Annotated in this window: 14 protein-coding genes and 1 pseudogene; 9 read left to right on the forward strand and 6 right to left on the reverse strand. The window is 39.6% G+C overall.

Translation table 11 applies throughout. From position 1 onward, the window contains the following. Window positions 1-21: 21 nt before the first annotated feature. The 3 genes from PAUR_RS08935 to PAUR_RS08945 are packed head-to-tail and all read right to left on the reverse strand — an operon-like array spanning window position 22 to window position 3,009. Window positions 22-1,479: a sensor histidine kinase gene (locus tag PAUR_RS08935; RefSeq protein ID WP_192507419.1), complete on the reverse strand. Its 1,458-nt coding sequence runs from the start codon at window positions 1,477-1,479 to the stop codon at window positions 22-24. Further along, window positions 1,469-2,677 carry a TMAO reductase system periplasmic protein TorT gene (gene torT, locus PAUR_RS08940; RefSeq protein ID WP_192507420.1) on the reverse strand — a complete coding sequence of 403 codons (1,209 nt, stop codon included), beginning with the start codon at window positions 2,675-2,677 and terminating at the stop codon, window positions 1,469-1,471. Before torT ends, PAUR_RS08935 begins: the two co-directional genes overlap by 11 nt. A 50-nt stretch (window positions 2,678-2,727) precedes the next feature. Further along, on the reverse strand, window positions 2,728-3,009 hold the full coding sequence (locus PAUR_RS08945) for an EAL domain-containing protein (RefSeq protein WP_225738323.1): 282 nt from the start codon (window positions 3,007-3,009) through the stop codon (window positions 2,728-2,730). A gap of 99 nt (window positions 3,010-3,108) precedes the next feature. Between PAUR_RS08945 and PAUR_RS08950 the strand changes: the two genes are divergently transcribed. From PAUR_RS08950 to PAUR_RS08980, 7 genes are all read left to right on the forward strand, one after another. Then, window positions 3,109-4,083: an IS30 family transposase gene (locus PAUR_RS08950; RefSeq protein ID WP_192507422.1), complete on the forward strand. Its 975-nt coding sequence runs from the start codon at window positions 3,109-3,111 to the stop codon at window positions 4,081-4,083. A 206-nt stretch (window positions 4,084-4,289) separates the two neighbouring features. Continuing rightward, window positions 4,290-4,628 (forward strand): hypothetical protein, encoded by a 339-nt coding sequence (locus tag PAUR_RS08955; RefSeq protein WP_192507423.1) that lies wholly within the window; start codon window positions 4,290-4,292, stop codon window positions 4,626-4,628. A 47-nt stretch (window positions 4,629-4,675) separates the two neighbouring features. After that, a complete protein-coding gene (locus tag PAUR_RS08960) occupies window positions 4,676-5,467 on the forward strand; it encodes a hypothetical protein (protein ID WP_192507424.1) in 792 nt (263 codons plus the stop codon). Window positions 5,468-5,530: 63 nt separating this feature from the next. Then, window positions 5,531-6,328, forward strand: a complete 798-nt coding sequence (locus PAUR_RS08965) for a hypothetical protein (RefSeq protein ID WP_192507425.1) — start codon at window positions 5,531-5,533, stop codon at window positions 6,326-6,328. A gap of 121 nt (window positions 6,329-6,449) precedes the next feature. Then, the gene (locus tag PAUR_RS08970) at window positions 6,450-7,244 is read left to right on the forward strand and encodes a hypothetical protein (protein ID WP_192507426.1); all 795 of its coding nucleotides are present in this window, start codon (window positions 6,450-6,452) and stop codon (window positions 7,242-7,244) included. A 117-nt stretch (window positions 7,245-7,361) separates the two neighbouring features. Then, a complete protein-coding gene (locus tag PAUR_RS08975) occupies window positions 7,362-10,919 on the forward strand; it encodes a fibronectin type III domain-containing protein (RefSeq protein WP_192507427.1) in 3,558 nt (1,185 codons plus the stop codon). Window positions 10,920-11,208: 289 nt separating this feature from the next. Continuing rightward, window positions 11,209-15,969, forward strand: a complete 4,761-nt coding sequence (locus PAUR_RS08980) for an RHS repeat domain-containing protein (RefSeq protein WP_192507428.1) — start codon at window positions 11,209-11,211, stop codon at window positions 15,967-15,969. 279 nt (window positions 15,970-16,248) lie between these two features. Here the strand turns inward: PAUR_RS08980 and PAUR_RS08985 are convergent. Further along, window positions 16,249-16,494, reverse strand: a pseudogene (locus PAUR_RS08985) (transposase); the annotation flags it as partial. 872 nt (window positions 16,495-17,366) lie between these two features. On the opposite strand from PAUR_RS08985, the gene PAUR_RS08990 reads away from it, so the two are divergent. Together PAUR_RS08990 and PAUR_RS08995 are read left to right on the forward strand one after the other, a co-directional pair. Then, window positions 17,367-19,031, forward strand: coding sequence for an alkaline phosphatase family protein (locus PAUR_RS08990; protein ID WP_192507429.1), 1,665 nt, complete (start codon window positions 17,367-17,369; stop codon window positions 19,029-19,031). A 1,093-nt stretch (window positions 19,032-20,124) separates the two neighbouring features. Then, a complete protein-coding gene (locus PAUR_RS08995; protein ID WP_192507430.1) occupies window positions 20,125-20,355 on the forward strand; it encodes a hypothetical protein in 231 nt (76 codons plus the stop codon). 495 nt (window positions 20,356-20,850) lie between these two features. On the opposite strand, the gene map is transcribed toward PAUR_RS08995, so the two are convergent. Together map and PAUR_RS09005 are read right to left on the reverse strand one after the other, a co-directional pair. Then, window positions 20,851-21,636, reverse strand: coding sequence for a type I methionyl aminopeptidase (gene map, locus PAUR_RS09000; RefSeq protein WP_192507431.1), 786 nt, complete (start codon window positions 21,634-21,636; stop codon window positions 20,851-20,853). Next, window positions 21,629-21,832, reverse strand: a complete 204-nt coding sequence (locus PAUR_RS09005) for a ParD-like family protein (protein ID WP_192507432.1) — start codon at window positions 21,830-21,832, stop codon at window positions 21,629-21,631. Before PAUR_RS09005 ends, map begins: the two co-directional genes overlap by 8 nt. Between the last annotated feature and the right edge of the window lie 54 nt (window positions 21,833-21,886).

The raw sequence follows: 21,886 nt of genomic DNA on the forward strand, positions 1-21,886 counted from the left end.
ACTTTTTTCACAATATATCACTCAATTTTTAAAGGTTAGTTCGAAACGAGTTCCTTTTTCAGAGCTCGTAAAATTAATATTTGCAGATAAATTATCTATATGTTTTTTAACAATATACATACCTAGACCACTACCAAATGATACTTCGGGGTGGAAACGCCGAAACATTTGAAATACTTGGGTTTGATATTTCAGTGGGATCCCAACACCATTATCTTCAATGACCACCAAGACCTCGTCATCGGTGTTTTGTGCGGAGACTTTCACATAACACTCTGATTTAAAAGGGTCCTTATACTTCAAAGCATTTGAAAGTAAATTCTCAAGTATTTGGTTAATGCGGGCTCTTGGTACATACAACCTTAACTCTGGGTCAATGTCGTCTATTATTTGAACATCATCTTCGATGTAAACACCTGATAGAGTTTCTTTTACATCGGTAAGTACCTGAGAAAGAACGACCGTTTCATGCTCTTTGATTTCTAAATCCGCACGAGCTAAATCTAGAATATCGGTGACTAAGTTTTCCAGTCGTGATACATGCGTTGCTATTCTGTTCGCGTTCAATTCAACTTCTTCATAATCTCCGCTATTAACATCCTCAATTATGATGTGTGACAGCCGCCTAACAGTTACTAAAGGTGCTTTTAAATCATGTGACGTTCGATATGAAAATTGTGATAGTTCTTCGTTGCGTTGAGTCGCTTTATTAAGAGCTGTGTCTCTTTCCTTAATTGATAGCGCTAACATTTTGAAAATTTTATTCAGCGCGTTTTTTAATAATAATAACTCACCATTTTCTTTTTTTGAGATGTCAAAGTGAAGGTCTGATAAGGTATCAGGGCGTTCTGATTTAAGCCTGTTGGATATTTGATTAAGGGGGTCATATATCAGTGGCTTACTTTGCCACAAAACTATCAACCACAGTGCGAGAGTTTTTATTATTGAATTGATAACAATAAATATGTATCCGTACTGTACCTGAGAAAAAACAATGTTATCGGATGAATAAAGGATCAAATTACCGATTAAATATTTAATATTATCTTCTTGATGATGGATATTATTTGAATAAGAAAATAAGCTTTGTGAACCACCACTTATCGACTCATTATGTGACAACGTATTCGGATCATAATAAGTCACTTGACCAAGTTCGTTTTTGACATAACCAATTGCTGTCACAAAGTTGCCATTCTCATCAATAATTTTGGCACCTTCTATTTGGGGAACATGATATATCGCAAGCAGACTACTTTGTAATGCGTCATCTTCCTGATTCCAAAGTGCAACACTTAACCCTGGTTCAAAAGATGTATGAAAAACTTTTAAATCATCTTCAACAATATCTTTTGTAAATGAAAAGTCCATTGACATATGTGCGAGTGTCACAATGACGGTTATAAAAATGTAATATTGAAAAACCTTTACTAGTAATTTAGCTGCCAGCGTATCTTTCCATTTTGTATTAGCTTTCATTTGTACTCCGCTGCTGTAACAAAACAGGTTGTTTGCTTGGCAGTACATGAATTGCTTTAAATTCCCTCTCGCCAAATAAGTATTCATATGGCCACTGTTGAATGTTGTCCTGAGAAATTATAGGGACGATTGGTCCGGCACGAAATGGGAAGTTACTTTCTTTACTACCTACCTGGTCGCCGTTTAATAGCTTTATCATCATGTCTATTGCAATTTGACCTTGTTGTTTCATTAAGTCAGTTGACGATGCCAACACTCTTCCTGCGGTGATATGATCAAAAACATCTTGAATAATATAGGTTGAAATTATTTTTATCTCAGGATGCTTATTCTTGAACGTTTCAATCGGCGCAGGTTCACCATTGGGTCCCTTGGTCACCATGGCATTAACGGCTATTGCGTTAGCTACTAAATAGTCAATTTTGTTATGTTTTTCTAGAATAAAGTTAAGTAAATGCCGTTGGGTTTTATCTCCTGTATCTCCCCAAATTGCTGGAAGCACTTTAGCGTTGTGTTGATCACTTGCTTGCGCCAATGCTTTATTGAACCCATTTAAACTGTCAGGCGCCCAACCGGTACCTTTAGGTCCAGGCATCACTAAGACTTTGACGCTTTTTTGTTTTGCATGTTCTATTAGGTACTTACCGGCTTGAAAGCCTAGCTCTTCCCATGAAACCAGAGATTTAGCATTAATAGTAGGGGTAAAGCTATCGTTAATCACGGAGACTATGGGCATGCCTGCAGCGGTTAGCTTTTTGTATATGTCTTCTAGCTTGCTTTTCTTAAACTGTACCGCACCAATAATGACACCATCGTAAGCGTCTTTGTGTTTCAATACGTTTTCTAGCTGAATGACTTGACGGCCAAGGTTACGATAGCCGCCGGCTAAAAATAACTCTGCGCCAACTCCAAACTTTTCAGCTTGTTTAAATACCCCATAATTTACGGCAACCCAAAATGGGTCTTTCAAATGAGGAAACAATATTGCTAGGTTGTACGGTGCGTTCGCTTGAACTGGTGACTTCCACTTTTCAATAATGGCTTTTGATAAGCTTGGAGAAGGTTTTCCAGCAACCTTATTTTTTGTGTCATAGTGGCCATAGTAACTCTTAACATCAAGCGGCGCTTCTTTCGCTTTGGGTACATTACTATAAATAGAAATACTTAAGGCGGTAATTAACCATGTGTAACGTATCATAACCGGCACTCTCAAATTTATGTCAATAAGGGTTATTTAGGTTGCAAGCACTAAACTGTATTTAGCAGATATTCCAAGCGTTTTTCTAAATGCTCTGTGGACATTGGCTTTGCTAATAAAAAGCCTTGAACTCCGGCCAAGCTCAACTCAGCACACTGATCTAATTGCTGCTGTGTTTCTACGCCTTTTGCGACAATGGAATACTCCAAAGTATTGAGCATGAGTGATAGTGCTTTGAGCATACTGGGATGTGTATACGGATTGATAGTCAGCATACTTTTATCTAATTTCACAATACTAATTGGGGAAGTTGTAAGGAGACCCGAATTCAAGTTCTAAGTGCACCACGTATAAAAACTAGATAGAAATAAGACACTTCTCAGTTTCTGCTAATGTAAATGTGCGACCAAATACATTTTAGGAGCTGAGAAATGTCTTATGAACATCTTAACAGTTTTGAGCGAAAAGCAATCTATTATCGCCATAATAGTGGTGAAAGTTACCGCTCAATCGGCCGTTTACTTAACCGACACCACACTACCATTATGCGAGAAGTAAAGAGGAATAAACCCCCTTACTATACTTACTTCGATGAATCTGCAGAAGACTTGGCAGCCGAACGTAGAAAGAAACCAAGGCACGCAAAAAAGTTTGCTAATAAAACGCTTTATCAGCATGTTGTACATAAACTGCAAGAAGGTTGGTCACCAGATGCCATAGCTGGAAGGCTTAAAAAAAACCATCCAAATGACAAGGGAGAATGTGTCAGTCATGAGACAATTTATCAATGGGTTATTAAAGACTATCAAGTTGGTGGTGGGCTCTATAAAGCATTACCAAAACGTCACAAAAAGAGAAAAAAACAAAGAAAATATGGGGACTTACGAGGTAAGATAAAAAACCGAGTTAGTATCCATGAACGACCTAATGTCGTTGAGAAACGGTCTCGTATTGGCGACTGGGAAGGTGATCTTGTTGAAGGAAAGAAAGGCTCTGGATATATAATTACTCATGTGGATCGAGCAACAAAATATCTAATGGCCCAAAAAATAGAAAATAAAACAGCAGAGCTTTTCAATAAAGCAACGATTTCAATGTTTATAACGTTAGCCACTTCTAAGAGGCTGACACTTACACTTGATAATGGGAAAGAGTTTTCACTTTTTAATAAGCTTGAAAATAGGCTTAATATGGATATTTACTTCGCCGATCCTTACTGTTCATGGCAGCGCGGTACAAATGAAAATACAAATGGGTTGATACGTCGATATTTCCCCAAAAAAACAGATTTTTCGACTATAACTGATAATGAACTACAAGAAGTAGTAAACAAAATTAACAGTCGTCCAAGAAAGATTTTAGATTATCAGACGCCTGAGGAAGTCTTTTCACTTGATAGTTTATAGTGGTGCACTTGCATGTTGAATTCGGGAAACTAGATCAATTTACGAAGACACCCACCCAAAATTGATTGCCTTTCATTCATTGCCTATCTTTTAAATTCAGCTTTCATTTTGCTGTTGGAAATGACTGAGCTATATGAATTTACCTATTTTGACACCTAACGATATTTTGATTAGAATGCGCCCCCTTTAACTTACCACTCTACATTATGCCTATTAAATTGATAATAAAAGCGGCAATACTTACAAAGCTGCTCATTTTAAGCACATTTTTTTCAAGCACGGCCTTAGCAAATATATCAAACGTAAAAATTGTCGATGACATTGTCTATTTTACGTATTTAAATCAAACCTCAGCAGCATGTGTTGAAGCAGGTAATAGTAATGTTTGGGCGTTTTCTTTAAACACTCAAAATGGCCCTGATTTATATCGCGCTTTGCTTCATGCTCAATCGTCTACTTTAAAAGTAAGGGTTGAATCTACCCAAGCCTGCAGTGACAAAGCCGGTTATGAAACACCGCGCACTATTTCGGTAAGTTACAACTAGGGCCTAGCACCTAAGTACACGTCTAATTATATAATGGAATTCTCATCATGAACTTCACACTCAATACACTTACAGCCAGTGTCTTGGCGGCTACCTCGTTAGTTATTTCAGCAACTGCGGGCGCTTCAGATAATAAAATCACCAATATTAAAGTGGATGGTGATACGGTGCATTTTTCAACTTCACACGCTAAGTCGCACACTTTACCAAATTGTGTGACATCCGCGAATGATCAACAATGGACACTGTCTTTAACAAGCGCTGCTGGTAAAGCCAGTTATACCTTACTGGTTGCCGCTATGACGGATAACCGCAGTATATCAATCATCTCAGCCAATGATTGTGCCGATAGCACCGGATATGAGCGTGCGCAAAGTATTGAAGTGGAAAGTGCCAGTCAACAAAGTGGGGCCGGGAGCAGTAAGTTAATGACTTTATACCAAGGTGATGGTGTAACTAAGGTAGGTACAATTTATAGTATAACTGGGGCAGGTCAGAACACGGTATTTCAGTTGTTGAGAAACGAAGGGGATAAGTGGTTAGACAGTGTTGGCCCTCATTCCAATACCAGCGCAGCCTACATATATTATGAAAACAGTGATTGTACGGGAGATATTGGTGTAGACGATATTGATACTTCAAAATATTATATAAACGAGAATTATAATAATGGGAACTTTTTTAGCGTTAATGGTGGCAGTGTCTGGGTTCGGTCATACCATCAATTCTCAGGAGATCAATGTTTCCCAACGCGCCAACATAAAAACAAAACAATCGTAAACCCTAATGCCGTTCACCCAGTATGTGGTGTTGCCCCTTGCCAGATCCGAACGCAGTAGCCGTATATTGCCCTTTATTAAATCTAATCATCTAAAAATAAAGAAAAATATGGAATTTCTTACATGTTTCAAAAATTAAATACCGCTACAGCTGTGCTGGCAACAGCGTTAACCCTGTTACATAGCGGCAGTGCAGCTGCCTCAGATAACAAAATCACCAATATTAAAGTGGATGGTGATACGGTGCATTTTTCAACTTCACACGCTAAGTCGCATACTTTACCAAACTGTGTGACATCAGGAAATAGCCAACAATGGACGCTGTCTTTAACCAGTGCCGCAGGTAAAGCCAGTTATACCTTATTGGTTGCCGCTATGACAGATAACCGCAGTGTGGCGGTTACCTCAGCCAATGATTGTGCCGACAGTACCGGATATGAGCGCGCACAAAGTATTGAAGTGGGTAATGCCAGTCAGCAAAGTAGCGGGAAAATGATGACCTTGTATCAAGGTGACGGTGTTACTAAGGTGGGGGCAATCTTGGATTATGGCTATGACAACTCTAGAGGCGGATCTGTTTTTACAATTTTACAAGATGAAGGCAATAGTGTGTTTCACGAAATAGCGCCTTATACGAATGTAAGGAAAAGTAATAGCTTTTATTATGAAGATGCATCATGTACGGGCGAGGTGAGGGTTAAACAATCAGAGTTACAATATTATTACTACAGCTCAGAGTATAACAGTGGGCGATTTTTTATGATTGAACCTAAAGGGCGAATGATAGCGCGCTATTACAAAAGTACAGATGGTCAGTGCCATCGCATGGGTCAATGGGAGGCGTTATCTATGGCTCCAGTTGAACCTGCTACACCTCAGCGATATTGTGGAGTGGCTATATGCCAGATCAAAACTGAGTAACCGCAAAGAGCATCGTTAAGCTTGCAAAAAGAACACACATTAAAAAATAAGCACTAAAGTGCCTTTACTCTGCAAGGTGCGTTAAAGCCTTAAAATTAGAAGAAAAACATGGAGTTTTTACATGTCTCAAAAATTAAATACCGCTACAGCTGTGCTGGCAACAGCGTTAACTCTGTTACATAGCTGCAGTGCAGCTGCCTCAGATAACAAAATCACCAATATTAAAGTGGATGGTGATACGGTGTATTTTTCAACATCACACGCTAAGTCGCACACTTTACCTAACTGTGTAACATCCACGAATAATCAACAATGGACACTGTCTTTAACAAGCGCCGCAGGTAAAGCCAGTTATACCTTACTGGTTGCCGCCATGACAGATAACCGCAGTATTTCAGTGACCTCAGCCAATGATTGTGCCGACAGTACCGGATATGAGCGCGCACAAAGTATTGAAGTGGGTGACACCATAGCAAATACAACTAATGGGAGCAGTGGTCACTTTAGTTTGTATAAAGGGGATGGTGTAACAAAAATAGGGACCATACTGAATTTCGATAAAGGCGGATCAGAATATCAAGTACTTAGACAAAATGGAGACAATAAACTTGATTTTTTAGTTCCTGATAATGACACTAGGCATTTGGATTTGTACTTTTCAGATGAAAACTGCACACAAGTAATAGGCTCATTTTATCCGACATCAGGAAGATTCCTTTATTACAACGGATTCTATAAAAACAGCCAATTCTTTTCAGCTCTGAACCCTCCAACTACTAAGTATGTAGGGTATGTAGGGTCAGAAAATGGCCAGTGCCTACCGTACAAAACCAATCGTAGCGTTTACCCCATGGTACCAAGTGTTAATACTCACCCTTTATGCGGTAAAGGCATGTGTCAGATTAAAGCGGATTAAAAAAATACCCATGATAAAAACACCACACCCATGTTATTCATTCGCTAAATTGAGCCAGTTAAAATGAATTTAAGACATCTCAGTATATTTTTAGTATTTAGTATTATGTGCTGCTTTATGAGCAGTGCCTATGCGAGTAAGTCGTGGTTGCCTATTGCAGCGTATAATTTACTCGATGAACGCCTAGAGCAGCCAGCAAAGCCTGCCAATACCCGCCATGAATGGGATAAGTACAGCACCACTTTTGATATTAATGCACAGGGCCAAAGAGTGCTTACTTGGTATGCCCAAGCGAATGTAACCCAATACAAAGTCAGGTATAAAGTCGCGGGTAATAAATGGCAAGAAGTCATTGTCACCGACAACCAATTTATTTTACCCGATGACATAACCGGTGACGTTGAATTTAGAGTGGTGGGGTGCAGCTCAGCACAATTGTGCCAAGATTACGCCAATCAAGTGACAGTAAAACTCAGTAGCGCAGGTGATAATACGCCTGCATATTTGTCATTACCTCAGGTGATTGACGCTGGGCAGCCATTTCAGATCAGTTGGGCCAATGTGCCTAACGCAGCAATGTATCGAATTCAGCGTAGCACCGCAATGAGCGGTCACTACACACAGGCATTTGAAGGAAATTGGGCATATGGTGATACGGCTCAATCGTTTGATCACCCAAGCCTACCAGATGGAAAATATTGTTTTAAAGTGAATGGGGTTGACGCGCAAGGCAGTATGCTTGCGTCATCGCAAGCAATTTGTACGTATGTGGGTCATCGGCCACTGGCTGCGCCTTCAGGGTTAACACAGCAAGTGCTTGAAATCGGCACATATGAGCTGTCTTGGCATGATGTACCAGGGGCGGTTGAATACGAAATTGAGCGAGAAACCTATCAGCCACCTTTGGCACGTACCTTTACAAATTTACAGCTGAGACTACAAAGTGTATTGCTGAATAACAGCACACTAAACCAAGATACACCCAGTAGCGATACACAGTGGAAAAAAGTGGCAAGAATACAAAACAACACTTTTGAACAAACTCATACCATTGATACTTTTGATTTACATGGCCAGCAAAACTATCGAGTAAAAGCTTGTGACAGTAAAAATCAATGTACTCAAGCACGACCACTGAGTTACCAAGTGCCAATCGCCCATGTGGTTAATGGTCAGCCATCAAATTTAAATGCGACAAGGGGATCGGGTCATCAGATCAATGTTACATGGGATAAAGTGGATGATGCCGATTATTATACGGTAATGATGTCACGTACGGGGTCTTCGTGGGAGGCACGTCATGCAAATATTGTCGACAATAAATTTACCACAACGCCAAGCCTTAGCGGTGAATATAATTTTCGGGTTGAAGCGTGTATTAAAGCCAGAAACAATGATTTTTGTGCGCATCCTGTAAGTACCAAGCAAAGTGTGGCTGTTTGGATTAGTGGCGGAGAAGGCAGAACTCCAGCGTTTTTTAATGTACTGAAACAAGTCGAGCCGCAAGGCAAAATTGAAGTGAGTTGGAAGCAACCACCATACGCTAGCAGTTACCCTGTTAAAAGGTACGAAGTGCAAGGGGAGCTAATCGGAGAAATAAAAGACCCATACTCTCTAGAGAGCGATGGTTACTTTAGGTTGATCAGAGATGCTAGTAAGCTTGCTGCAGGGCGTGAATATTGTTACAAGGTTAGAGCACGGTTCACAAACAATACGGTTGGGCCGTATGCTGCAACGCAATGCGCCGTAGTGGGGAGTAAACGCTACGAAGCAGTACAAGATTTTAGAATAGATCAAATCACCGGCAAAGACTTTAAAATCAGTTGGAAAGCCCCTGTAAATACCGCGGGTGATCCGCCGGTCAAGTACTTGCTTGAACAGCAAGTATATACATCGGAAATCGTTTTATGGCAGCCTGTTCACTATGGTGCGGCAACCGAGATCACTCAGCAGTTTAGTGACTTCCATAAGTTTTATTACCAGCGTATTCCCCATATGGCATATCGCGTATCAGCGTGTGATGCACAAGGAGTATGCGGCGATCATAAGCGAGTTTTTTACCGAAACTTTAACCCGAGTGCGTATTTAGATGCGCCATCGAGTGCCCATTTAACACCTGCATGTATGGATGTTAAAGCAAAAGGCAATTACACCACCGAAATTAAGTGGTGTGAGAGCCAAGCCTTGAATGTGGCAAGCTATGAGCTGTATGGCGAGCTGTTAAATAGGGTGAGTGAGCACCCTGCGACGAGCCTGACAAAAGACTTACAAGGTCTAGTGACGGTTGAGCGAAATGAATTAGAACCAGGTCGCGAGTACTGCTATAAAGTCAGAGCTAAAATGACAGATGGCAGCGTCAGTGCGTTCACACCCAAACAGTGTGTGACAGTAGGTAACAAAGCCTTTGAAGCGGTACCTAACTTTACCCATAAAATGGAATCATCAAATCAAGTGGCGCTCAGCTGGGGTAAACCCACTACAGGTACGCCCGATTTATACCTACTTGAGCAACAGGTCATGCAAAGCAATGGCAATATCGCGTGGCAAGCCGTGTATTATGGCTCGCAAACCAGCTATATTCATCAGCTCAATGATTTTCATAAATATCATGCCACTAAATTATCTCAACGTACTTATAGGGTATCTGCCTGTACTAAAGCCGGAATATGCGGTGATTTTGCAAAAACTATAGAGTGGGGAATAGATAAACTTACTTATCTAACACAGCCTTTAAGCAAACATTTAACACCATCGTGCTTTAATGTGCCTGACAGAGTCGAGGCTGGTCAGAAAATTCCGGTGTTATGGTGTGAAAGCCAAGCTTTGGGGGTGAAAGAGTATGAGTTGGCTGGCGAATTAAGCAGTATTATTGAGGTTCACCCAACATCAAACTTACCACTAATAAGACAAACCTTAGTGGGGGTCGAAAGAGGCCCATTAGATAAGGGCCGCGAGTATTGCTACAAAGTACGTGCAGTGTATAACAATGGCGAAAAAAGCCAGTTTACAGAAACGCAGTGCACGATAGTAGATAAAGTCGTGTTTGAAAAACCAGCGGAGTTTTATTCTACGCAAGTACCCGATAAGCAAAATGAATATGCGCTCACGTGGTCTATTCTTACTGGCGCAAATAGCTATCAACTTGAAAGAATGGTTGATGTTGGTGTTTGGCAAACAGCTGATTGCAAAAACATGGTTGAAAAAGTGGTTAATTATATTACTTACAAAACATGTAATGTGACCGCAAGCAAGGCCGACTATGCACCGGGGTGGGACAGCGTTGTATACCGAGTTGCAGCTTGTGACAAAGTAAATACCTGCGGAAACTTTGCCCGAGCTCGAATTTACGATGTAACTGACTTTGAATTTTCAACAACAGGTAAAACATTATCATGGCCTGTTTTTGCTGGTGCAACGAGCTATATGATTGAAGATGCAGCATGCACAACAAACTGCGCTGACTATGCGAACTTAAGTTGGCAGTTATTAACCACATTAAGTGGCAACCAACATAGCTACACTTTACCGTCTGGCAGTGCAGGCGCATACCGAATCAAGGTGTGTTTTAGTGATGGAAGTTGTTCAAGTTGGATTTACTCAATAGAGCAAAAGAAAGCTACTATTTTTATCCATACTGATTTGTTAGGGAGTCCGGTTGCTGAGACACAGGGATAATATTTGAAGCTCATATAGCTAAATATATAGACTTTGTGATTTTTTAAATTAAAAGTGAGATTGAGCAGAATGTGCCGCCGATTATTAAATTTTATAGATTTTATAATCATCGGTGGCACACTTTTATTAGCCTTAAGGGTAGAAAATGAATTTGGGTCGTTTTTTCTATTTTTTATAGAATATTAGAAGTGAATGTTGGTGATAATTGATGGGGGTTTTAAATATTTCTTGAACTAGTTTTTATGTTTTTATGTTTTTATGTTTTATTTCTTTATGTTGTAGGATTATCTTGAAACGTTATTTTATTTTTTTTACTATATTATTTAGTTCTTCTTTATTTTCATTTGACGAAGAAAACCTGGAAAGTGCCAGAATAAGTCAGTTGCAAAATATCAATAATGCAATGTCTTATAGGGGCTCTATAGGGAAAATTAAACCTCACAGTATGGAGGTATTTGGGGAGCAGCACGATAAATATTCAGGAACACTCACCTTTACACGGGAAGATGCTGTTTTGAAAGGTAATTCAAATCTACCTATGTCTTACAAAACAATTTTTCATACATATATGCCAAAATCTGTAGCTGTATGGGAGGAAGAGTTACCTCGAATTGAAATGAGCTTTACTGCAAGTGGGAGTACTAAAGAGTCTGCTCTATCAGTCGATTGGAAAAATGGTTCGTATTGCAGTGGCAGTCCAATCCCTGACCGTTCTAATAACATTGATGCTGATGCTGTGTACTCTTATAGTTCAGTACCTAGGATTATTATTCCAGGTATTATTTCTGATAACCTATTACTTAATGATGGCACGATAGGGAAGAGTAGGGAAAATTATAAATATGTAACTAAAAGCAATGTTATTATTAGCTGTTATGTAGCATCGGATAATAAAGAAGGTTTTAAGGCTATCTTACCAAATGGGCACATCTATTATTTTGAATATTATCGTGGTAAGCAAAGTAACTCAGAATCCTCTACCTACTATACGAAGGATGACTATTATTATCAGGTCGATGCTACACTATATGTAGTGAAAGTTGAAGATAGGTTTAATAATAACTTATTGTATAAATATAATAATAGCCGTTTAGAAAGCATTGTGAGTAATGATGGCAGAAAGATAGAAGTGTCTTACGCAACCAAAACGGACTCATCTACTGCTACTCGGTTATCTACGAAGACGGTTGTAGCCACAGATATCGGTGGCGAAAGTAAAAAATCTTGGGTTTACACACAAGAAGCAAATGGACCGGGTGAACATCAGCGTTATGTCGGTAAAGTTGTTGAACCAGATTTAAGGGAGTGGAAGTATAACTTACATGTAGTAGATGCTGAGCCTGGAGACTTAATACTGGCTTCTGGTAGTGGGACGGATTCATGCATCTTAACTCATACAACTCCTAGGACAATGACGGTAGAACATCCTGATGGAGGCATTGCAAAGTTTGTTTTCTCTGAAGGGTTCAACGATAAAGCCAATAACTATTCGTATAGAGGTCGAATAGAACCTTGTTACAAGGTGTACAGCCTTGATAGTAAAACGATTAAAAATAATCAAAAGACTATGACGTGGAAATATGAGTATTCAGAAACAAGGGGTGCTTATAATGGATCTTATAACGAAGGAGATGTGATACCGAAAGAGTATTTGATTCCGCTTCCAGTGCCAATTAATGTAAATCGATATTTAACAAAAAAAGTTAAAGAGGTCAACCCAGATTCTAGTGTTAACAATTATTACATAAATCGGGATTACTCAAGCTTTTCGGAGGGGGATATTGTTGCTTTGGAAAAGGAAGATTCAAATGGTAATATAATAAAGACTGAGGAATATACATATACTCCGTCAACTATTTTTGGTAAGAAGTATGGTGTTCATCTTAATGGTAATAGATATAATTTTTTAAATAACTCACTCCTAAAGAGTGAGAAACATACTTTCCCTGATGATGTTTATAATAAAGATTATATTGAATATGATATTTATGGTAATGCCAAAGAGGTTAAAGAAAGTAATAATTTTGGTGCTGATTTGAAAACGAGTTATTTTTATTATCATGATACGAGTAATTGGTTATTATCAAACTTCATAAAAAAGAGTAGAGTAGAAGTTTATGATGGTGTGGAAACAGAGTATAAGCCTGAGAAAGAGGTCTCTTATTATTCAGCAGAACATGTTTATAGCTCGTTGCCTCATGAAATAAAATTAAATGACCAACTTCGGCTCACCTATACAAAATACCATGATGACGGAAATTTGAAGGAAGTTGAATATAACAAAGATGTAATGAATGGAAATGTTAAGATTTCAACTGTTTTCTCGAACTACTATCGTTCTATTCCTCAAAAAGTAACATTATCTAATCGATATGAAGGTACAGAGAATCTTAGTCTTAGTCGTACAGTTGATGAATTCGGGCGAATTACCAGTATTACAGACTTTAATGGGGTTAAAACTAATTATCAATTTGATAAGCAAGATCGGTTAATCTCAATAAAAGAAGACGGCAGCCTAGATACTTTTTTCACTTGGGTGCACGCAACAACTGATAGTAACAAAAATATTAGAATTGTGAGCCGTTGTGAGTTAAAGGAAGATCATTCAAGTTGTGAAGGTGATGCCATATTTAAGACAACTGAAACATACGATAACCTACTGAGGCTAGTATCAACTGAAAACGAAGATTTGACTAATCCTAAAGAATTGAAGAGTGTGCGCTATCAATATTTCGCTTATGATCATAATAATAAACAAACCTTTGCCTCACATGTAACTGACTCTGCATCTATCATTACTAGTGGAGTATATCGCAATTATGACGTATTGGGCCGCGTTGAAAAAATATCTACCACAGGGTTAGGTGATGTAGTGTATGAGTATCTTGTCGATAATAAAATCAAAGTAACTGACGCTCAAGGTAATGCAACCACCACCACTTATCAAGCGTTTGGTCGCCCCCGTTATGATATAGCCACCAAAATTGAGTCTCCAGAGAATATCACCACAGACATTGATGTAGATATTTTTGGATTGGTTAAATCAATCACTCAATCGGGTGAGCAAGAGACATTTACTGAAACACGACTTTATGATGCCAATAAGCAGCTTTGTTTAATTCAACGTGCAGATGTGGGTAACACCGTCATGAAGTACAATGCGCTAGGTGAACTACAGTGGCAAAAGCAAGGTGTAACGAATACTGAGTGTGTAACAACTGAACCAGCGGATAGCACATCGTTTATTTATGACAATGTGGGTGATTTGTATAAAGTTGACTATCCGGGTACAGACATTGATGTTGAATACACACTAGATAATAACGGCAATATTAAAAAGTTAGTAGCGGGCACAGTCACGCATGCTTATAACTACAATAATCAAAACCTACTAGAAGATGAAACTTTAACAGTAGGGAGTGATGGTACATTAACGATAGACTATGACTACAATAGCTTAGGACATAGAAGTGCGATTACGTACCCTGATAATACCAAGGTGCAGTTTAAGCCAAATGGGTTTGGTGAGCCAACCGAAGCACAAGTATATGATGCAGGCGACGTTGTGCAACAGTCGTTTGCCATAGATGCAGTTCACTATGCACATGGTGCGTTGAAAACCTTTACTTATGGAAATGGCGTGAAACATACCACCACGGTGAACACAAGTTCATTATTGCCAGAAAGCATTGTCGATTTACAAGGGACGACCAATATTGTCAATTTAGGGTATACCTATGACAATAACTTAAATATTACCTCCATTACCGATACGCAAAACCCGCAATTTAGCATTACCAACATGACGTATGATGGTGTGGATAGGCTAAAAACAGTAACGGGGGTCGCAGGTATTGGTAATAGCGCAATAACCTATGATACGCTCGGCAATATTAAAACCTACAAGAGTAAAGGCCGCGACTTAACGTATAAGTATGATACATCACTTAACCGTCTTACATCCGTAACGGGGACGGGCACCGATGGAAAGTATGCAGTCATAAAATATGATGCACGGGGTCACATTAAGCATAACGGCAAGTTTGACCTGAACTTTAATGCAGCAAACCAGCTTAAAAGCGCCAAAGGCAACACCTATATATATGACGGTCACAATCGTCGAGTTAAACAAGTGGATGGTAAAGGCACGAGCTACTCAATGTACAGCCAATATGGCACATTATTATATCGTGAAAAGGGCAGTTTCATCGGTGAAGGAACGAGTTACATTCACTTAGGTAAAAAGCTGATTGCCAAATATGGTGATGTAACACCGCAAACGGTGGCAGAAAGCCGCCAACACCATCGCCCATTTGGTGAAAGTATTGAAGCACCAAAAGATGATGTAGGGTATACAGGCCATAAGTTTGATACAGACTTAGGGTTAAGTTATATGCAGGCACGATACTATGATCCAGTTATTGGTCGGTTTTATTCGAATGATCCTGTTGATACTATAGGCCATGTGGCGAACGGTAACACAATTCATGGGTTTAACCGTTATATTTATGCAAACAATAACCCATATAAATACAAAGACCCTAATGGAGAACTTGGACACTTAGCTGTTGGGTTTATCATTGGTGCAGGGGTAGAGTTAGGAGCACAGTATTTTTCAGGAAAAGATATTAGCTTTACAAAGGCTGCGGTAGCAGGAGCAGCAGGCGCTGCTACTGGTGGCATTACGTCTATTGCAAAGGCATCGATCATGACTGGGAGTAAAGTTGTAGCAACAGCCACTGAAAAAGCATTGTCAGGTACAATGGTACTAGGTGGAGGGGCTGTGGCTAATACTGGGGCTGGAATGGTGAACGACTCTATAGATGGCGCTTCTAATGAAAAAATTATGGAAAACGGACTTGAGAATGCAGTGGAAGGAGTTGCGCCTCATGTTAAAGCAGTAGGGAAGGTTGCTGGAAAGTTATCAGGAAAACTATTTGATAAAATAGGAATGGGTGATGCAGCTAAGCAAATAGGTGTTGAAGCAGCCACGCAAGGCAGTGAGAAGGCTATTAGTGAAGCATGTTCGAGTGTTGATAATGAATGTTAAAAATAATGCAATGAAATTTTTACGGTTGGTAGGAGCGTTTGTATTAATACTCACTACTTTGATTTTAATAAAAGTAGCCCTTAATGGAGACATAGCTGAATTAAGTTTACAAAGAGTTTCTACCGGTATGATCATAGTAGTAATACCTTGCTCATTAATTTTGGCATTAGTTCTGTTTATTGTTGACTATTATGATAAAAAATAAAAGAACAGATAAACTTCTTGCATAATTGGGTGGTTTAACTAGAGCCTGTCACAGATTTTGTGTAACTGCCAGGTTTAAATAGCATCTTTCAAACGGTCTTCGAATTCAATCATAAATCGATTCAAGACCGTTTTCCAATTTCTTATTGGCATTGTTCATTTTTTCGATGCTTGCTCAATCGCTAAGTAAATAACTTTCCTCGCTGAATCATCATATGGAAATAGCTTACGTTTCTTGATGGCTTTACGAATAACACTGTTGAGTGATTCTATCGCATTGGTGGTGTAAATGGCCTTACGGATATCCTCAGGATAGTTGAATGGTAATCCCCCCATTTTTAACAAGTATTGATGATAGCGAACGCGAGGCTTGAACATGCATATTGCGAAGAAATAATGCAGAAGGGGTCAGGTCTTGCGTTTTGCACTCAACTGACCTGATCCAGCAAGCTCCAATATTTGAACCAAGGCCTCGCCCTCAGGGAGGGAAAATAAGATGGGACAGGCACAAATTTCTTGCATAATTGGGTGGTTTAACTACGGTTGGTATATCCAGTTTTCGTGAGCAATTAAGATGACAAGAGCAAGGAATGCTTTAATTGATTTGTCTGCAACAACGCCTTGTAAAACGATGGAGTCAGAGACGTTGATTTGGTTCTCACTATAAAATAAACATAGAAGCCAGCATTTGCTGGTTTCTTTTTGGCTGGAGTAACTGATGTTTAAAGACTTTGGTGTTTCATATCCATCTGAGACTAAGTCGTTACTAGACTATGAAACAAGTTCAGAGCGACAATGTTTTTATAGAGCGATGATGTGTTTGTAGAGCGACGAGGTTTTTTATAAACGGCGTAAAAATAAGATGGGACAGGCACAAATTTTATCACTAAACAATATCTTAAGCGGTGGCCTTTAACGGGCCTGAATATTTAAAATCTATAATTCCGTATTATGAATCACAGAGCAACGTTCAGATAATCTCATGATTGGCACACTTAATTAAGATTTACATCAATGGCTTTAATGTCACTAATTAACTAAGCAAGCATTTATTTTTTGTATCGTCTTGTTGAATATTTCATCAAATTGTTATCTACATGCAATATTTAAATCACCGAAAAGTAATAATTAATGTTTATCGTTTTCTGGTCTAGTCCAATATTTGATAGACCAATTAACTCACAGGAAAAACGATGAAAAATAAATATTCAACGCTTTGTTACCAATTCAAACAGCTATTAAACACAACACTGTGCTGTACGGCACTTGGTATGTCTTCAGCATCTTTGGCCAGTACACACTCATTACTAATTGCAGTTGATGGGTTACGTGGAGATGGTATTGAAAATGCGAATACGCCTCACCTTGATACGTTAATCAATGGTACCTGGGCCGCGGGTTATAAAGCTGCGTTTGCCCATTATGCACAAACGATGACAGACGCGGCGCCAAACAGTGGCCCGAATCATGTTGGTATTATGACCGGCGTAACCGCTAAAAAAAGTGGAGTAACTGGTAATGGTAATGTTGCGGGTGGCAATTATTCAACCTATCCGCATTATCTAACACTATTAGAGCAGTCAAACTCTTCTCTCAATACTGCGTATCTGGTGACTTGGGGAACCGATATGCAAATTACTAACACGGCGGATCTTAAAATTGATGCAAATGATGCAGTTAACACCCAAAATGCAGTGAATATTATCAAGGGTACCTATAGTGCATCAAACTGGCCACAAGGTACCGACATAGATGCACTATTTATATTTTTAGACGATGTGGATGGGGCAGGCCATGCCTGTTGTTTTACGGCATCTGATGATGGTTATGTAAATGAAATTAATGACGTTGATAGTCAAATTGGGCAGTTGTTAGCGGCGATTAAAGCCCGTCCTAATTTTACTCATGAAGATTGGCAAATTGTGGTGACATCAGATCATGGCGGACGAGGCTCATCGCACGGTATTCATGCTGCTGATAACTACACAATTCCTTTTTTAGTCACATCAAAGGTGGCTAAGCAGGGGTATTTGTCTGGAATTCCGCGCAATTATGATGCGGCCCCCACTGTACTGGCTCACCATGGTTTGGCTGTGCCAGCAAATATGGATGGCACAGTACAAGGGCAAAATATTCGACAGGAAAATGATAAAGGAATTGATCACGGCCTGACAACGTACCTTCCTTTTAATAGCAACTATGAAGATGCATCGGGTAATCACACTCATGCTCAGGTAGGCGGCGGATCACCAGAGCTGCGCGCGAACGGAAAGTTTGGTACATATGTGAAAATAAATGGCAAAAAAGAGCACTTAACTTTAGGTAAACCAAGTGAGTTAGATTTTGGCACCGACACCGACTTTACACTTATGACATGGTACAGAGTAAGCGGTGACCAAGTGGGTGATCCTGTTATTGTAGGGAACAAAAACTGGGTAAGTGGTGCAAACCGAGGTACGTTACTGCTTGCTAATGAGGGGAATGGGGATGATTTTGGTATTAACATCGCCTCATCACGCTCTGATAGAAAAGACATAGACCCTATTGATTACACTTTTAATGGTTGGTGGTTATTGGTGGCATCGTTTGACCGCCAAGGCGTGGCAACTTTGTACGCAGGTAGTCCCTCTGGTGAGTTGAATATTATTGCCGGTGATATTTCAAACGTGGGTGATATTAATTCAGAGCTTGATTGGAATATTGGTCAAGATGGAACCGGCAGGTATCATTATAATTTAAAGGCCGACTTAGATGATTTTGCAGTATGGCGCCGTGCTATTACGCTCAGCGAAGTACGTGCGATATATAATAATGGGCACGGCTCAGAGCTACTTTCATTGATGAATGCAAGTCATTAGGCGCGGGGTTTGCACCGGTGATATAGGAAGAGGCTAACTTATTGAGTTGGCCTTTTGCGTTTTGAACCAGAGGCGAATTACCTCCCAGATGCTGGTTAAGGCTCATAATGTTTTCGGGGGAATGATGTAAAAATACAGGCTAATAGAGCCTTCGTATTACCTCCCTGACGCAGGTCAGGGTCCTTGGTGTTTGTGGAATAGTAATGTGGAAATACATGGTGTAGAGCTCCGTATTGCCTCCCTGACGTAGGTCAGGAATTATATGTTTTATTGAATAACGAGGTGGAAATACAGGGTGTAGAGCCCCGTATTGTCTCCCTGACGTAGGTCAGGGTCTATGTGTTTTGTGGGATAATGAGAGTGGACTCTGAAACAAGTTCAGAGCGACGAAGTTTTAGTTCAGAGCGACGAAGTTTTAGTTCAGAGCGACGAAGGGTGGTGGTTCTGCACAATGAAGTGTTGCTTCATAACAACGAAGTTTCTGTTAAGCAGTCGCTCAAGCACTGAGCATAAAGCTTTTAGCTAGTGTGCAAGTACTGGGAGATAGCACCCTGACGTAGGTCAGGAATTATATGTTTTATTGAATACTAATGTGGAAATACGGGGTGCAGAGCCCCGTATTGTCTCCCTGACGTAGATCAGGGGAAGATCACTATGTGTTTTGTGGGATAATGCGAGTGGACTCTGAAACAAGTTCAGAGCGACGAGGTTTTGTTCAGAGCAACGAAATGTTGGTTAAATTACTGCTTCAGCACTAGCGCTATTAGTGAGTGTGTAAATACAAAGTATAGAACTCCCCGTATTGTCTCCCTGACGTAGGTCAGGGTCTATGTGTTTTTGTGGATTAGTGATAGTGGATTCTGAAACAAGTTTAGGGCGGCGAAGCTTTATGGTTCAGCTCAATGAAGTGTTGAACTATAGCAATGAGTGCTGAATGTTTACGTGATTTTACGATATACCTGAGTGCTTTTATACACTTTATATTTAACGTGTTGATTATACGTTTATTGGCAATGTTGTATTTATTTCATTCTTTTACTACGTTTATTACACCAAGGGATGCTTGGTAACTCTATAACGAAGGAATATAAAAATGAAAAAATCTATGTTAGCAACAATTGTAGCCGCTGGTATTGCAGTACTGACTTATGCCGCACACAGTTACGCATCGAGTGATTACTTTACATTTAAAGTATATGGTTACTACGATTCGGCAGGTAGTCAGGTAGGAACTTATTATCGACCTTGTTTTGGTCGAATGGGTAAACTAGTGGGCCAAAGAACATCGGTTAAACGTTTAATTGAAGTCGGTACTTGTCGTTAAAAAGTTCATGATTAGCGCTGAGCTTATTCAGCGCTTTTGATCATTTTATCCCCATCTGAATGCGCATATCGCGCGCTCATTAATGTGTATATTGAACGCATGTTCTGATAATGAATATAGACACTGTTTTTAGTCAGCATTACGCGCGTATATTTTGCTTTATTAAACCACATTTATTGCTGTGTAGTGTGCAGCGACATGGTGTAAATTACCTTTAAGCTATCGTCAGAATAATGGATATAATATAAGCGTAATGTCGCTCATATTGAACGACATCATTAATGATAAACTGAGCGCATTAACTAACCTCAGCTCTGGATAAGCGAATTTGCCCAATAAAGCTATTTTTCTCCCTCTCGGCGTTGCTTTCATTTGTAATAGCCCGCTATTACTGCATAAAAGCGCCTTGATATTGAACAAAATATCATCATTGGATTGTACGTAAGTTTGTTTACAAAATATTTCCTATTCCAAAACCCTTATCGAAACCTGAGGTTAACTATCAAAAATACCTGCTTCTTCTGGACGTAAGGTCAGTACTTCAAAGCCTGAATTGGTTACCAAAATGGTGTGTTCAGCTTGGGCTGAGAGCTTTTTATCTTTGGTTACTACAGTCCAGCCATCCTTTTTTGTTTTTATTTTGGCCTTACCTTGGTTAATCATAGGCTCAATTGTAAAGGTCATGCCAGCTTGTAGTTTCATGCCTGTATTGGGGGTACCATAATGCAAAACATTAGGGGCTTCGTGCATTTCTACACCAATACCATGACCGCAGTATTCGCGCACTACACTATACCCTTTGGCTTGTGCAAAGCTTTGAATCATGTGGCCTATGTCTCCAAGTCTAACGCCTGGCTTGACTAACTTAATCGCATTGTATAGTGCAGTTGTGGTTGCTGATACTAACCGCTTAGCTTCAGTGCTTGCATCAGGCATCACATACATTTTGCTAGAGTCAGTAATATAGCCATTTTTCTCAAGCGTAATATCAAGATTGATAATATCACTGCTTCTTATAATTTGGCTTTTACTTGGAACGCCATGGCAAACCACGTCATTAATTGAGCAATTTAGAACAAATTGATAGCCATATTGCCCTTTTGACGCCGGTCGGGCTTGCAGTTCTTCAACAATGAATTGCTCAACACGGTCGTTAACTTGCATTGTGGTCAGGCCCGGTTTTACATACTCATCGAGCATCATAAACACTTGCGCAAGTAACTTACCTGATTGACGCATAAACGCAATTTGACTGGCATTTTTGATTGAAACGTCAGACATTATTTTTTGTCTCAGCGTCTATGTGTTTAGTGAGCTCCGCCTGAATAAGCTCAGCAAAGGTTTTTGTTGGATTGTGCTCGGCAAGCTTGCCTATTTTAATCCAAAATTCGGCTTGTGCATTAATAGAGCGAGACATAACGTGTGATGTTGAGCGTAGCTCTTCATGTAATTCATCTGAAATTTTTACGATACCCAAAGTATATGTTCCATATATGATTTATATATATATCGTATCATTGTTGGCGTAAAA

The organism is Pseudoalteromonas aurantia 208 (assembly GCF_014858725.1).
GTDB lineage: Bacteria > Pseudomonadota > Gammaproteobacteria > Enterobacterales > Alteromonadaceae > Pseudoalteromonas > Pseudoalteromonas aurantia.

Excerpts from the sequence above, each read along its gene's own strand:
- PAUR_RS08935 (WP_192507419.1), bottom strand. The coding sequence starts at position 1,479 with ATGAAAGCTAATACAAAATGGAAAGATACGCTGGCAGCTAAATTACTA.
- torT (WP_192507420.1), bottom strand. The coding sequence starts at position 2,677 with ATGATACGTTACACATGGTTAATTACCGCCTTAAGTATTTCTATTTAT.
- PAUR_RS08950 (WP_192507422.1), top strand. The coding sequence starts at position 3,109 with ATGTCTTATGAACATCTTAACAGTTTTGAGCGAAAAGCAATCTATTAT.
- PAUR_RS08955 (WP_192507423.1), top strand. The coding sequence starts at position 4,290 with ATGCCTATTAAATTGATAATAAAAGCGGCAATACTTACAAAGCTGCTC.
- PAUR_RS08960 (WP_192507424.1), top strand. The coding sequence starts at position 4,676 with ATGAACTTCACACTCAATACACTTACAGCCAGTGTCTTGGCGGCTACC.
- PAUR_RS08965 (WP_192507425.1), top strand. The coding sequence starts at position 5,531 with ATGTTTCAAAAATTAAATACCGCTACAGCTGTGCTGGCAACAGCGTTA.
- PAUR_RS08970 (WP_192507426.1), top strand. The coding sequence starts at position 6,450 with ATGTCTCAAAAATTAAATACCGCTACAGCTGTGCTGGCAACAGCGTTA.
- PAUR_RS08975 (WP_192507427.1), top strand. The coding sequence starts at position 7,362 with ATGAGCAGTGCCTATGCGAGTAAGTCGTGGTTGCCTATTGCAGCGTAT.
- PAUR_RS08990 (WP_192507429.1), top strand. The coding sequence starts at position 17,367 with ATGAAAAATAAATATTCAACGCTTTGTTACCAATTCAAACAGCTATTA.
- PAUR_RS08995 (WP_192507430.1), top strand. The coding sequence starts at position 20,125 with ATGAAAAAATCTATGTTAGCAACAATTGTAGCCGCTGGTATTGCAGTA.
- map (WP_192507431.1), bottom strand. The coding sequence starts at position 21,636 with ATGTCTGACGTTTCAATCAAAAATGCCAGTCAAATTGCGTTTATGCGT.